The following is a 13,238-nucleotide window of genomic DNA, read 5'->3' as shown; positions in this document are numbered from 1 at the left end:
ACTGGAAGTGGCGGGACGCGCTCTTGGAAGCCGCCTGGAGGAAGAAGCTTGTCGCACGGTGGCGTGGCAGGCACCGGATCTGTTGCGGCGGCCGGCTGCTCGGGAGGCGTCCCGGTCGGTCATGCGGGTAGCGGCAGACGGCCGCGGAACCGAAATTGCTCGAGCGCGAAATCGTGCAGCGTGCCATCGCCGGTTCTCAGGAAGCGTACGTGATCGGCGGTCAACTGGCAGAGCCAGGCATCCTGCCGGGTGGGTGTCTTTCGAGTGAACGGGCGCGGATGGTAGAGCGCAAGGTTGAGACCTGCCTCCACATCCCGGGCCGAGCGGTACTCGAACAGGTCGATGCCGGCCTCGCGCATCGCCGTTCCCAATGCCTGGGTGGCACTGTAATCGGCGGGGTGCCGGAGCAGCGGGACGCTGTCCGCGAACGGAGGCTGATGGAGCCGGATACCGCCACGCCCCAGGTACCGGGCGGCAAACAGGGTGTGCTGGGTGTCGAGCTTGCGCGGCGGCGGGGTTGCCATCCCGTACCAGAAGACGAAGCGGTAGTAGGCGGCTTCCGCCAGCACCGTGCGTTGGCCCAGTGCCCCGTAGAACAGGCTGGGTTCATGGCGCCGGCCGAAGCGCGAGCCATGGCGTAGCGGCGGATAGCGAAAGGGCGTCGCCAGCAGGTAGTGCAGCCGCTCGGTGCCCGGACGCAGCGGCGGTTTGGTCGATTCCAGCATCTCTTCCAGCACCGCCTGGCGTTCCAGCGACGATACCAGTTGATTGGTGGCCACCTGCTCCTGGCTTTCGACCAGACGCAGGACCTCTCCCTTCAGCATCACCCGGGGCGCGGCGTCGACCCGTGCCGCCCAATCGGGCATGTCAGATCCTGCCCCGGATGGCGTCGAGGTATTCGAGCACCCCCACCAGGCCCTGTACCGAGCGGATCTGCTCGGCGGGCACGCCCCCGGTATGGTGGTTCCGCGTGTGCATCCAGTGCTTCATGGCGCCGGCATCCCCTCCGGTCAGGACGTACAGGGCGCGATAGCAGCGGATCAGCAGCAACGCCAGCTCCCCCGGCTTGCTGTCCGGATCGATGTTGCCCCTGCTGATGTCCGTGCGCCCGCGCCCAATCACCGCGCCCAGTTCCGCCTGGGTCAGGCCCAGCGCCTTGCCGGTATTGACCAGCGCCTCGCGCAGGATCTCCGTGCGCTCAGGAGCCAGAGCAGCCGCAGTCGTCATTGTAGGTCTCCCGCCCGATAAAATGTTCTAAGTGCACATAATACAACGAAACGTGTAAAAACGCACACCCGGAATCCGGGTCTGTTCATCCTCGAGGCCGTCGGGCGGCAGCGGGCCCGAAGGCGTGTCCACTGCGTGCGCAGCCTGGTCGGCCTGGACCGCTTGCGGCAACATACTGGATGTCGGTAGGAAGGGCTTCGATATCTCTGAGGAGACGAAGCCAGGGCTGGGTCTGCAGGTCATCACTGGCGCGGAGGGCGACTTCGCGGGGCTCGAGGATCCAGCCGAGGAACCCGTAAACCGAATCACCGAGTAGCCAAGCCGTCTTTTCGGGATCCGTGCGTCACTGCACGTAGCGCGGCCAGCGACTGCAGAAAGCGCTATTGGCATACTGTTCCCGGACGCGGATTGAGTCGGACACAGGGAGGCAGCAAATGACGATGGCGTTACTCATCCCCCACCTTCGAGCACTCGCGGCACGCGCGGTCGAGCCGCTGCAGACGGAAACCGCGCTGCACGGGTTTCTGACAGCCTGCGTGCTGACGCCGGAGGAGATGCCGCTGGCGGACTGCGTGGAGGCGGGGTTCGGCGTCCCGGGTCCGAAAGAACTGCCGGAGTCGGCGCGACAGGCGCTGGAGGGGGCGCTGGCCGAGATTCGGGCCACACTGCTGGCCGGGAACTTCCGCTTCGAGCCACCGTTGTCGGTAGCTGAGGCCGAGCGGTGGAGCCAGGGGTACATCGAAGGGATCGCGGTTGCCGAAGAGGCCTGGTCCGAGTGGCACGAAGAGAACGTGGATGCGGCGAAGGCGGTGCTGCTGATCCAGGCGGTGGCCAGGCCCGAAGTGCGCAGACTCTTCATTACCGAGGACGCCACGTCTGCAGATCCTTTCGCCGCCGAAAACTTCGTGGCGCGGATCCCGCCTGCCGTGCGCAAGATCGCGATCTTTCGGTTTGCGACCCTTGAGATGGGGGACTATCTGAACGACGAGGATGCGTTCCATGAGCTGTGGCCTGACGCCGACCTCGCCGAGACAAGTGACGATGAGCTGGTCTCCAGGCTCACCGACCTGGAAGACCGTGTACCGCGTATCCTGATCGACGAATGCATACGTCGGGCAGACACGGTGGTTCCGCGCCTGCACGCGCTGCTGGCCGACGACTCGATGTGGGATCCGCGGGTCGAGGGGAGTCCCGATCCCTGGTGGGCGTTGCTTCACGCGATGCACATTCTCGGAGCGCTGCGCGGCGAGCCGGCCGGCCGCGCATTCGCCGAAGGACTCAAGCGACTGGGTACGCACCCCGAGGATTTCCTGTGGGAGTGGATCAGTCCCGAGTGGCCACAACTCTGTGTGGGCAAGGGAGCCTTCGCCCGGCCGGTGCTTCTCGAGATCGCCCGTGATCCCGCGGTGGATCCCATCGCTCGCGGGTATGCCATGGAGTGGCTGGCGGATTCGTATGTCGATGATGCGGACGGAAGTCTGGAGGAGGTCCTGGACTGGGTGGCTTCCCGAACCACCGATCCGGAAGAGGACACGACGGTGGTCGAGATCGCGGGAATGGTGCTGCTCGACCATCCGCGGGAACGGTTTCAGACCCTGCTCACGGATCTGGCCAGATCCTTCGAAGCCGAGGGGCGTGTGTTCGGCGTTCCTTTTGGCGTCGCCGAGGTGGAACAGGCATTCAGCGGTTCACGCCCGCGTCCATTCCAGCACCCCCATTTTCTCTCTTTCTACAACCCCATCGAGATCCGCGAACGCCAGTTGCGCTGGCAGCGCGAGAGGGGTGGGCTCCAGGAGGACGATCCCGGGGGCGACGGCCTTGGGATCGGGCAGGACGCATTCGGGCCCGGCGATTTTGGCTGGCAGGATGATCTGTTCCCCCTGCTCGACGAGATGCCCTACGTCCGCGAGCACCGGAAGGTGGGCCGGAACGATCCCTGCCCCTGCGGCAGTGGCAAGAAGTACAAGAAGTGCTGCCTGAACAAGGCGTGAGCAACAAGAGGGCTTGGGGTCAGGTCTCACATTCCAACAACCATGATCCCGTTGCTACGTCTGAAGGGGTCGGGAAATCCACCGCAGCAAATCGGCGATCCCACCGACCGGAAAAATGTGGGAATGTGAGACATGACCCCGATCACGACGCGCACTCCTGGGTCTGCTCGAGGGCAAGGAATGAGCACCAAAGACACCGTGGCCGTTGCCAGTCGGCTTCCGCCGCTCGACCTGGGCACCGTCGAGCGGCAGGTTCAGCAGACCGGAGCCTACTCGGCGCTGGAGGAGCCGCTGGATCCTGTCGATTTTCCTGCCTGGCTGCTCTTGCGGGAACCGGGCCTGCTGCATCACTACGACCGGGTCGACACGCCGGTTCCGAAGCGGGCTGCGTTTTTGGCGATGGTCGAACTCCTGCGCAACCGTGTTCGGGGTGCCGACGAAGTGTCTGCCGGCAAACGGCTACAGCAAATCAGCTCTTCGCTGCTGCGCGCCTATCTGCAGAGGAAAGCAGGATAGGCCTTTCCCGGGGCGGTAAACCGACATTGCCGATGGTTGAACTCGTGCCATTGCTGGTGGACGCAGAGAAGCGTGTGCACTGTCCCCGGCAAAGTCCTGTTCCCCCACTGCAACCCCTCATGTGGGGGAGAAGATGTTTGGGGATGGGTTCACTGTTCCCGGGCGGCGAGGTCTGCCAGCAGGTCTTCGAGAAGTTGCTCCTCGTGCAGCGCGGTGCCGCGTGACGCCAGAGCCGGTCCCAGCCCATGGTCCCAGGTGGTAGGGACCCCGCGCCCTTCGAGGGGCGGACCGGGGGTCTGCGCGTGCCGATGCAGCGTGGCGGTATCCATGCGCCAGGGGCGGGCCTCGAAGCGTTCAAGCACGCTGTTCATGATCGACAGGCCGGCCCAGTCGAAATCGGCGCGGTAGCGCAGCCGGGCGCCGGCATCGCGCAATTGCTCCAGGAGTTGCCACACCGCGGCGCCGGGTCGTCCGCAGGTGCTGACCAGCGGCGCGCAGCGGGTGCCCAGGCGCTCGGTCGCTTCCGCGACCACGGTCGGGTTTTCGCACACGAAGATCTCGCGGCCCTGGCAATCCCACTGCGGCGGGTGGCGCAGCAGTTGGCGCAGCGTCAGGTAGGCCGGCTCGCCGGCCTGGTTCTGGATGCGCAGCATTTGGGAACCGGGAGCATCCTTCTGCACCGGCAACTGGTAGACCAGCACGGTGCTGGTGATGTCGCCGCCGACCAGGATGCCGGCGTGCGCCCAGATCGTGCGCTCGTCCGGTCGGTCGTCGCCAATGCCGCCGCGCCAGTGACGGTAAAGGGCGCGGCGCACCAGCGCAGCGACGGGCTGGCCCGGGTCCAGGCCGTGGGCGTCGCCCAGACAGCGTGCGGCCAGGGTGCTGCGGTTCAGCCCGGGGTCCGGCAGCCTCTCCAGGACCGCGAGGCTCTGCTCGAGCAGGGTGGCCGCGGCATCGGGATTCCCGCGGGCCAGACGCTTCAGCAGCCCACGTGCCGCGAGTTCGTCCAGCCAAGCGGCAAGGCCCAGCCGGTCGGAACGGTCGCGCACCGAATCGTACAGGCCCTGCCAGCGCTGCGCCTCGGCCTCCTGTTCCGCGAAACGGTCGCGAATCGGTCCATCCAGCGCCTCCAGCGCTTCCCGCAGCCCCGGGGCGATGCCTGCGCGCGCCAGGGTTGCGTCGATCTCCGAGAGCGACACCCGCAGACTGCTGCCGCTGCGCGGGGACCGGCCCAGCAGGCGTTCCACTGCGGCCCGCTCTTCCGGCGCACTGCGGGTGAGTGTCAGCGTGTCGGCACCGCCGCGGGACAACCGCTCGCGCAGACGCCGACGCAGGCGTTCCGTATCGCGGCCACCGAGCAGCCGCCGCAGCCGTTCCGGGTCGAGGGTCAAAAAAGATCCTCGGTGGCGGTTCCGGCGACCGGTTTCCCGCGTTCGGCGGCCTGCATCGGCGCCTGCGGATCGGATTCACGGATGCGGTGGCTCCCGTCCCAGCGCCAGCGCGACACGTAGACCGCATCGACGCCTTCACGCCGGATCAGTTGCGCGATCGCCAGGCCCGGCACTTCCGGATAGCAGCCCCATTCGCGCTCCGAAGTCATCAGCGCGTCGAGGTCGAACTGCGCGAGCAGCCCCATGCTCTTCGCCCGCGCGTCGTCGTCGACCCCGGCGAACACCTCGTCGAGCATGATCAGGCGCGGTGCCTCGGGCTGGGCGCTCTCGTAGTGGCTGGCGGCCGCGGCGAACAGGGGCAGGGTGATCACCAGCGCGCGCTCGCCACCGGAGGCGGGGCCGTAGGCGGGCCGCCAGCGCCCATTCTGCCAGCGTTCGACGGTGAAGCGATGCCAGTGGCGGTAGTCGAGCGCGCGTTCCAGCACGTCGGTGAGGGCGCCGGCGCTGTCGGTCTCGCGCGCCTCGTGGATCCGCCCCTGGATGAATTCGCCGACCGCACGCCGGTCGTCGGCCGACCAGGCATCCATGCTCTGGCGCAGCAGCCGGTTGCGGGTCACATCGAGCCCCGTCGGCGCGGTCAGGCCGCCCGCCTCCTGGCCCTCACCCCGCGGTTGCCACTGGATGCGCAGCCGCATCCCGGTGCTGGTCGGGCGCCGGCTCAGTTCCCCGTTGATCTGCAGGACCCATGCCTCGGTCTCCATCAGCCGTTCCTGCAGGTGGCTCGCGACCTCGTCCAGCAGGTAGGTTTCAACGAGCTCTCGCTCCTTCGCAGTCAGCAGTTCACGGCGGCGCTCGATTTCGCGCGCAAGCTGCGCGGCAAGCGCATCGGGCCCCTGGTGGCGCCCCTGGAAGATGATGCGCACCAGCAGCAGGTCGTCCTGTTGCTCGACGTGGGCGTCATGGCCGTGGCGTCCGAGCGCGCCCTGCAGCACCGCGAAGTGCTGGTGCAGGCCTTTCTGGTGACGCTGCCACGCGGCGTCGCTTTCGTCGACGTCGGCCAGTGCCTGCTCCATCCGCCGGCTGAGCAGCACGGCGGGCTCGGGTGCCCAGGAGAGTTCGGGTTCGATGCTGACCCGGTCGGCCGTCGCCATCGGAACCAGTCCCGCCTCGGCCAACTCGCGCAGGCGGCGGATGGCGGTCGTGCGGCGCTCGCCGATGTCGACCAACTGCTGCTCGCCGTTGGCGATGTTGGCCTCCAGGCCGCCGATCTGGCTCGCGGCCTCGGTCTGTTCCTGGCGGATCGCCTTCAATTCTCCTTTCAAGGCGGACTGTCGGCGTTCGACCTCGGCAAGCCGCCGTTCGAGTTCGGCGACATCCGCACCGATGGTTTCGCGCAGCGTGTCGCGCTGGGTTTCGGCATTGCGGGCGTTGCGCTCGGCTTCCGCGGCGTCTTCTGTCGCCTTCCTTGCCGCCTCCCGGGCATGCTCCAACGCCGCGAGCACACGCTCCAGGCGGCTCTGTTCCCGTCGCTGGTCGAGCAGCCCACGGCCCAGTTCCCTTACCCAGTTGCCGTAGGCATCGAGCGCCTGGCCAACGGCCACCAGCCGATCGTCGGCGCTGGGCAGCGACAGGTCGGCGGCCAGTTCGTCGCGCCGCTGGTGCTGTTCACTCGCTTCCCGGCTGCGCGTGTCGAGTGCCTTGCGGGCCCCTTCCGTGCGCTCGGTCTGCGCCTCCAACGCCCGCAGTGCCGATGCCTCGTCCGCGTACGCGGAACGCAGCGCGCCGTCCTCGGGCCGACCCTGCCACTCCTCGCGGATGCGCAGTTCGCGCAGGTCCAGACGTTGCAGTGACGCATCGGTGCCGGCGATGCTGTCGCGGCAGGCCTGCGCCTCCCGGGCGATCTGCCGGAGCCGCGCCTGCCGCGCCGCTTCGCGGGCCGCATGACCGATGTAGCGCGCCTCGTCCTTGCCCCAGGCGCCCCGCGCCGGCCCGAGGCGCCAGCGGCCGTCCTCGGCGACCCAGTGCGCCTGCTCCGAGCGCTCGCCGAGGCCGATCCGCGCGAGGATCGCGGCCACGTCGGCAGATTCGATCGGCTGGGTTGTGGAGACCTGCCAGTCGACAGCGGGATGCAATACCGCATTCAGCGCACGCTCGGGCACCGGCAGATCCGCGGTGAGCAGTGTGTCCCAGGTCTGTGGGTCCAGCACCTCTCCGCCGGGAAGAACCCAGGCGTCGAGCAGGCCGGCGGCCTCCAACGCGGCCTCCAGGCCGGCGCGGGCTTCCGGCGCAACCTCGGGACGAAAATCCACCAGCTTCCAGAGCGGCGCACCGGCCCGCGTGGCGCGCAGGCTGTCGTCCCGGACGTGGGGCACGGGCGGCGCGATCTCGGCCCCGGTTTCCAAGTGCAGGCGTTCCTGGTCCAGCGCCTCCAGCGCCTGTTTCATCGCGTCACGTTCGTTCTGCTGCCGGCTGCGATCCGCGGCGATTGCACGAAAGCGGCCGTCGCGCTGCAGTTCGATCTGCTGCTGAGCTGGATTCGGACCTTCCAGGCTGCGTACCCAGCCGGCGAGGTGGGCCAGCGTTTCTTCGGTGTCTTCCAGACGCAGTTCCTGCAGTGCGGTGAGGCAGTCGCGCCACGCCTGCAGCAACGCGTCCGCCGCGCCTTCGGCGGCTTCGCGAGCCTCCTGGTGCAGCAGGGTCAGGCGGTCCTGCTCGTCCACCTGCTGCTGCCAGTGCGCGCGAGCGGCTTCGAGCCGCCGTTCCGCCTCGGTCAGATCGCGGTTGTGTTGCTGCAGGAGCCGGACCGATTCACGGCGCCGCTCTTGCAGGTTCTGCAGTTGGCGCTCGACCGATTCCGGCGGGACATCGGCGCTGTCCGGCAGGCCCAGCCGCGTGAGCGTGAGGGCGTGGGCTTCGGCGATGCCGGCAACCGCCGCCACGGATTCGAGCTCCTGCAGCGCGCGGTGCGCCGCCTCCGATGCCTCGGTGACGATCGCGTGCTGTTCGCGCGAATCGTCTTCCAGCCGTGCCTGCTCCTGCGCGGTCTGCGCCTGGTGGCCGATCAGCGATCGGGCATGGGCGCGGCGTTGGCGGGCGGTGTCTTCCGCCGCATGCAGAGCCTCGGCTGAGCGCATCGCCGGGCTGTCGCGCAGGGTCTGGCGCTGCTGCTCGCCCTCCTGTACGGCCGCTTCGTTCAGCGCTTCCTTCTCGGCCAGTTCGGCGTCGCGGAGCCGGGCTTCGTCCAGCGCCTTGCGCTGATGACCGACGCGGGCCCGGGTGTCTTCGTATTCGCGGTGGCTGCGGCGCAGGTCACCGGCCCGTCGGCGCGCCGCGATCCCGGCATAGCGGCGGTAGTGATGCAGGAACTCCGATACCGCGTGGTGGGCCTCTTCGAGTCCCCGGGTCTCGTCGGCCTCGGCCTCCAGGTTGCGATAGGCCTCGGCGACGTCGGCGATGACTGCCGAGTCCAGCGGGCGCAGGGCCTCGGTGAGTGCGTTGGACAGCCGGGATTCGTCCGGACGCTTGGACAGTTGCGGCTGGCGCAGCTGCAGCAGCAGGTCGAGAAGGGCCTCGTAGCGCTCGGTGCCGAGTTGAAACAGGTGCTCATCCACGGCCCTGCGGTAGTTCGTGGCTTGATCGTAGAACTTGCCGCGTGCCTCGAGCGCCTGAATCAGCCGGTCGCGGCCGAGCGTGCGGCCGTCTTCGACCAGGAACAGCGATCCCCCGACGCGTTGCGGCGTGATGAAGAACCACGAGCGCACGCCGCGTTGCGCGACGGCCTTGAGACCGCAACCGAGGGTGAGGAACTCGGGGCCGCCGGGACCCTGGCGGCCGAACTCGAGCCAGGCGTAGCCCTGGCGCTCGCCGCCCTCGCCCATCAGCAGGTTCCATTCCATGCGCTTGCTGCTGTCGCCGTCGGGTTCGACGCGGGCCGGGCTCAGCCGGCCGTCGAGCAGGAAGGGCAGGGTCAGCGCCATCACCTTGGACTTGCCGGTGCCGTTGTTGCCACGCAGCAGCAGGCGTCCATCGTGGAAATGGAATTCCTCGTAATCGTAGTAGAAGAGCTCCACCAGGCCCGCGCGCAATGGCTGCCACCGGCTCTTGCCGGGTTGCGGGAGATCGGTCATCGCGGGGGGCCCTCGTAGCCCACAGGCAATGCCGACTTTAAGGCGTCCGGACAGGCGCGGGAATGGTGGACGACGGCCTGCGGTCGTTTCCGCCCTGCGAGCCCACGGTAGGTTGTAGGGCGGAAGAGCGCAGCGTCATCCGCCGTGCTGCGACGGGTGGAATGGGACCCGGTGGATGGCGTCCGGATGTCCGTTCCTGGTCGCTCAGGTCGCATTCGGGACCTCCGCGAGTGGGTTGCCTTGCGGCATGCGCGCGGCCTCCACCGCGAAGCGGGAAAGCGCGGGCAGGGGGCGGATCCGGCCGTCGTCCGCGACGGCGAGCAGGCGCAGGCGTCGGAGCTGTTCGACCGCCTGCCGGGCGAGGGCGCGCTCGGAGCCTTCCGCCAGTGCCGAGCGCCGCCAGTAGCCCTTGTACTGAGGGCGCCAGCGGCGGACCTGTTCGGCCAGCATCTCGAGGGTGAACGCGGTCCCGTCCGGTGCCGCGGCCAGGTGGGCCGCGATCAGCAGCGTCACGTGGCCCTCGGTGCCTTCGGAAGGGAGGGACTGGTCGGTCAGGTTCAGGCCCGGGTCGACCATCGCGATGCCTTCGGCACGAATTTCCGGAACCAGTTCGGTGGCTTCGGCAATGCGTCGCGTGATTGCAGCGCGCTGGCTCGTGAGGTAATGGCGGGCGTCGTCGCCGAGCTCGTCCCAGTAGACGACCGGGTCGTCCAGCAGGCGCGCGGTGATGGCATGGCGCAGGGCGCGGTTGCGGCCCTCCTGCGTGTCCGGCACGAAGGCATCGGTCAGGGCCTGAAGACGTTCCTCGAAATCGGCGACCGGTCCTTCCATCTCGACCAGCGAGGGGCCGCGGACGCTGACCAGCAGCGCGGCCAGCAGCCGCCGGTTGATGTCGTACAGCGCATCGTTTCCCTGCTGGTCGCGGACGAAGGCCTCCTCGTCGCCGGCGACACGGGTAAGCACGCCGTATTCGAGCAGCAGGCGCACCGTCGCGACAAGGTCGCGGCGCTCTTCCTGATGGTCCAGGCGGAAGCGCAATCCCACGGCCTCCAGAGCCGGATCGGCCGCTGCCTGGATCAGGCCGGCGCCGAGGCGGGCCAGCGTAATCTGCTGGTCGCCACGCTCCAGATCGGCGAGGGTCAGGCAGAGCAGGGCATAGCGCCGGCGGCTGAAGGTGGTGGTCTGGCTTGCGGTCCCGAGCGCGGCGCCGCGGGTTCCGTCGCGCAAGTCGGCGGGCCGCTTGTACAGCCGGGCGAACTCGGATTCCACCTGCAGGTGCCAGCCGGTCTCGGCGGCGAGCCATTCGCGCAGCGGCCCCTGGTGCCGCCGCACCAGCGGGAACGCGGAGTGACGCGTGTCCATCAGCGGGTGCATCAGCAATGCCCGCAGCGCCCGTTGCCGTTCCTCGGCCCGGGCGCGTTCGAGCACATCCGGCAGCGGCTGGGGCAGCGCAGCCATCAGGGTGGCGCCCCGAGTTCGGTGATCCTGAGCTGATAGTCGCGCCCGGTCAGCGTGCCTGCTGTGGTGTGAATGGCCGCCTCGGTTTCGGGCCCCAGCGGTTGCATTTCGATCTGCAGGCTGCCGTCCCGGGTGGTCGTCGCGATGGACCGGTCCGGGTCTGTGGCGCTGCCCAGGGCGTCGCCCAGCAGTTGCAGCAGCAGCGAAAAGGCGTTGGGCTCCAGTTGTCCGAGTTCGGACAGCCGCAGCGTTTCGCCGGTGGCAAGTGCGGCGCGGGCGGCACGCAGCTCCGAAGCCTCGCGCGATACTTGCTGGGCAAGAAAGGCGCGCTCGCGGTCGCGGCGCTGCAGCCGCGGCAAGGCCCCGCGCTTCTGATAGCTGCCCGTCGCGCGCAGGCGGGGGCTGATCCGCAGCGGCGGCGCGTCGCGCCAGGACTGGTTCGGCGGGACCGGGTTCGCGCGCCATTCGGCCAGCGTCTCCGCATCCACGCCGAGGTGCCGTGCCGGGCCAAGGCCGAACGCGGCACGCCAGAGTCGGTGCGCCTGGTCGTCGTCCGCGCACTCCAGGAACCAGCGGGCCAGCGCCCGGAAGTCGGCCGACCGGTCGCTGCGCCCCAGTCGCCGTTCGTTCAGTCGCTGGACCGCTTCCAGCATCTGCGAGATCGATCGCCGAGCCTGGGCGCGCAGCAGGCTCGCCTGCGAGCGCCGCTGGGGACGGTCCAGGAACCAGGTTTTCAGGCCCTCCCAATGGCCTTCCCAGTGTGCGGCGACCCGCGTCCGCTCGGCGCCCCGGGCCGTCTCGGGGTCGACGGAACCCGAAAGATCGGGTGCCAGGTCCTCCAGTTCGCGCTCGACCGCGAGCCGCAGCAGCGGCGCGATCGGGCGCTCGCCGGTCTCAGCCTGGTCCAGCGCGCGGATGCAGCCGGCGATCTCGGCGGAGCTCGTCACCAGATCGCCAATGAAGCGCTCGATGTATCCGATCAACCGCTCCTTGTACGCGATCAACGCCTCCTGGTCGTCGCCGCGCAGTTCCAGGGTGCGCGAAAGGCCGCTCATGAACGCCCGGGCATTCTCGGCAAGATCGGAAAAGACATGCGTGAGGTCGCGCAGCAGCAGCTGCGTCTGCGTGGCGTCGGGGCGCTCCTGTCGGGACAGTTCCAGCAGGGAGCGCAGGCGCATGCGGATATCGTCGAGCGCAACCGCCTGCAGTGCACCCCGGCGCCCGAGTTCGCGGTCGAATACCTGCAGCGCCTGCTCGGCTGCCTCGCCGGTGCGCGTCAGCTGGTAGAGGAAGCGCGCACGGTAGAACTCCTCGACGCTGGTGACGCGGGAGGTGTCGGGGTCCGCTTCGAGATTGCCCCAGTGCACCAGTTGCGCCAGCGCTGCCTGTACCTCTTCGAGCGGCTGGATACCCGAGCGCTCGCAGACGTCTTCCGGGCGCAGGTGCACGGTGAAATGCGCCTTGGCTTCGACAAAGGTGGCCATGATGCGCCGATACAGCGCCGCCTTGTCGGCGACGAGGTGGCTGAAGGTGCTGTAGGACATGCCGTCTCTGGGGCCGGAACAAGGCTGCCATCATAACGAGCCCGCAAGCCGGTTGGAAAACGGCAGCGGCTCCCGGGACGGTCGGTAACGGTGTTTTCCTCGAGGGCCGTTTTTGCCCCCCAAAATGGCCGTTCAAGGGCCGAATCCGGGTCGAAATGGCACTTGTTTTCTTGCGAAAACAGGAGCTTGTGCTGGTCCGACCCCCCGGTTCGCGTCATCGACGACATGCCCTGGAGCGCCCGAAGGCGGGCCGGAACGATCCGTGCCCCTGCGGCAGTGGCAAGAAGCGGCATACACTACGAGAGACCCACCTTGTTGATGAGACCTGAAAAGGAGGTATCCACGATGGAATCGTATGATTTCAACCATGAACTGGCCGGGATCTACGCTGACCAGGATTCTGCAGAGAAGGCCTATCAAGCCTTCATCAAAGCGGGGTTCGATGCGTCGGAAGTCCGGCTGATCACGCCGGATCAGGCCCCTGAAACCAATGATGCGGTCAGTGAAGATATCGAGCCGGAATCCGGCGGTACGCGCGACCAGATCGTGAAGGATACCGTGGCCGGCACGGCGGCAGGGGGTGGCGCCGGCGCTGTTGGTGCCGGTGCCATTGGCCTGATGGCGCCCATGCTGTTTGCGGCCGCTCCCGTGGTGGCGCCGCTGATCGTGATGGGATATGGAGCGGCGATCGGGGGCATGGCCGGTGCCATCACCGGCCTTCATGTCGAGAAGACACGGCTCGCAGCGATCGTTGAGGATGCACTGAAGGGCGGCTTCTGGGTCGTGCTGGTGCATGGCCGCGACGAGGCGGCCTATCACAAGGCGAGTGAGGTCATGGAGGGCACCGTTGCGGAGCGATCAATCGGCGGATAGGCCCTCGGACCAGGGAAGGCGATATCAGCGCCCGCTGCAAGACACCCACCTTATGGGCCACACCTTGTGGGCCATGGAGGGCAGGGGGCGCGCGTGGCCCCCTAGTGGGCC

General features: G+C 68.2%; 10 protein-coding genes. 4 read left to right on the top strand and 6 right to left on the bottom strand.

What is annotated here, in order from left to right; genetic code table 11:
• Nucleotides 1-119: 119 nt before the first annotated feature.
• Together ACESMN_RS08085 and ACESMN_RS08080 are read right to left on the bottom strand one after the other, a co-directional pair.
• Nucleotides 120-866 carry an RES family NAD+ phosphorylase gene (locus tag ACESMN_RS08085; protein ID WP_373053087.1) on the bottom strand — a complete coding sequence of 249 codons (747 nt, stop codon included), beginning with the start codon at nt 864-866 and terminating at the stop codon, nt 120-122.
• Between the two features lies 1 nt (nt 867).
• Nucleotides 868-1,227: an MbcA/ParS/Xre antitoxin family protein gene (locus ACESMN_RS08080; protein ID WP_373053086.1), complete on the bottom strand. Its 360-nt coding sequence runs from the start codon at nt 1,225-1,227 to the stop codon at nt 868-870.
• A gap of 434 nt (nt 1,228-1,661) precedes the next feature.
• On the opposite strand from ACESMN_RS08080, the gene ACESMN_RS08075 reads away from it, so the two are divergent.
• Nucleotides 1,662-3,218, top strand: a complete 1,557-nt coding sequence (locus ACESMN_RS08075) for a UPF0149 family protein (RefSeq protein ID WP_373053085.1) — start codon at nt 1,662-1,664, stop codon at nt 3,216-3,218.
• 180 nt (nt 3,219-3,398) lie between these two features.
• Nucleotides 3,399-3,734, top strand: coding sequence for a hypothetical protein (locus ACESMN_RS08070; protein WP_373053084.1), 336 nt, complete (start codon nt 3,399-3,401; stop codon nt 3,732-3,734).
• A gap of 149 nt (nt 3,735-3,883) precedes the next feature.
• Here the strand turns inward: ACESMN_RS08070 and ACESMN_RS08065 are convergent, their stop codons facing one another.
• The 4 genes from ACESMN_RS08065 to ACESMN_RS08050 all read right to left on the bottom strand — a co-directional run bounded on the left by ACESMN_RS08065 (nt 3,884) and on the right by ACESMN_RS08050 (nt 12,254).
• Nucleotides 3,884-5,125 (bottom strand): TIGR02679 family protein, encoded by a 1,242-nt coding sequence (locus ACESMN_RS08065; RefSeq protein WP_373053083.1) that lies wholly within the window; start codon nt 5,123-5,125, stop codon nt 3,884-3,886.
• Nucleotides 5,122-9,252: a TIGR02680 family protein gene (locus ACESMN_RS08060; protein ID WP_373053082.1), complete on the bottom strand. Its 4,131-nt coding sequence runs from the start codon at nt 9,250-9,252 to the stop codon at nt 5,122-5,124. Before ACESMN_RS08060 ends, ACESMN_RS08065 begins: the two co-directional genes overlap by 4 nt.
• 204 nt (nt 9,253-9,456) lie before the next feature.
• Complete coding sequence (locus ACESMN_RS08055) at nt 9,457-10,710, bottom strand: TIGR02678 family protein (RefSeq protein ID WP_373053081.1); 1,254 nt, start codon at nt 10,708-10,710, stop codon at nt 9,457-9,459.
• Nucleotides 10,710-12,254, bottom strand: coding sequence for a TIGR02677 family protein (locus ACESMN_RS08050; protein ID WP_373053080.1), 1,545 nt, complete (start codon nt 12,252-12,254; stop codon nt 10,710-10,712). Before ACESMN_RS08050 ends, ACESMN_RS08055 begins: the two co-directional genes overlap by 1 nt.
• Nucleotides 12,255-12,409: 155 nt before the next feature.
• On the opposite strand from ACESMN_RS08050, the gene ACESMN_RS08045 reads away from it, so the two are divergent.
• A complete protein-coding gene (locus ACESMN_RS08045) occupies nt 12,410-12,583 on the top strand; it encodes a YecA family protein (RefSeq protein ID WP_373053079.1) in 174 nt (57 codons plus the stop codon).
• Between the two features lie 16 nt (nt 12,584-12,599).
• Nucleotides 12,600-13,127, top strand: a complete 528-nt coding sequence (locus ACESMN_RS08040; protein ID WP_373053078.1) for a hypothetical protein — start codon at nt 12,600-12,602, stop codon at nt 13,125-13,127.
• The last annotated feature ends 111 nt before the right edge of the window (nt 13,128-13,238 follow it).

The sequence above is a fragment of the Thioalkalivibrio sp. genome, from assembly GCF_041690275.1.
Taxonomy (GTDB): domain Bacteria; phylum Pseudomonadota; class Gammaproteobacteria; order Ectothiorhodospirales; family Ectothiorhodospiraceae; genus Thioalkalivibrio.
The sequence above is the reverse complement of the archived record's forward strand: the minus strand, read 5'-3'. Positions and strand labels throughout refer to the sequence as shown.

What these genes read in the sequence shown, in the direction of transcription:
- ACESMN_RS08085 (WP_373053087.1), bottom strand. Translation starts at nt 866, where the DNA reads ATGCCCGATTGGGCGGCACGGGTCGACGCCGCGCCCCGGGTGATGCTG.
- ACESMN_RS08080 (WP_373053086.1), bottom strand. Translation starts at nt 1,227, where the DNA reads ATGACGACTGCGGCTGCTCTGGCTCCTGAGCGCACGGAGATCCTGCGC.
- ACESMN_RS08075 (WP_373053085.1), top strand. Translation starts at nt 1,662, where the DNA reads ATGACGATGGCGTTACTCATCCCCCACCTTCGAGCACTCGCGGCACGC.
- ACESMN_RS08070 (WP_373053084.1), top strand. Translation starts at nt 3,399, where the DNA reads ATGAGCACCAAAGACACCGTGGCCGTTGCCAGTCGGCTTCCGCCGCTC.
- ACESMN_RS08060 (WP_373053082.1), bottom strand. Translation starts at nt 9,252, where the DNA reads ATGACCGATCTCCCGCAACCCGGCAAGAGCCGGTGGCAGCCATTGCGC.
- ACESMN_RS08055 (WP_373053081.1), bottom strand. Translation starts at nt 10,710, where the DNA reads ATGGCTGCGCTGCCCCAGCCGCTGCCGGATGTGCTCGAACGCGCCCGG.
- ACESMN_RS08050 (WP_373053080.1), bottom strand. Translation starts at nt 12,254, where the DNA reads ATGTCCTACAGCACCTTCAGCCACCTCGTCGCCGACAAGGCGGCGCTG.
- ACESMN_RS08045 (WP_373053079.1), top strand. Translation starts at nt 12,410, where the DNA reads ATGGCACTTGTTTTCTTGCGAAAACAGGAGCTTGTGCTGGTCCGACCC.
- ACESMN_RS08040 (WP_373053078.1), top strand. Translation starts at nt 12,600, where the DNA reads ATGGAATCGTATGATTTCAACCATGAACTGGCCGGGATCTACGCTGAC.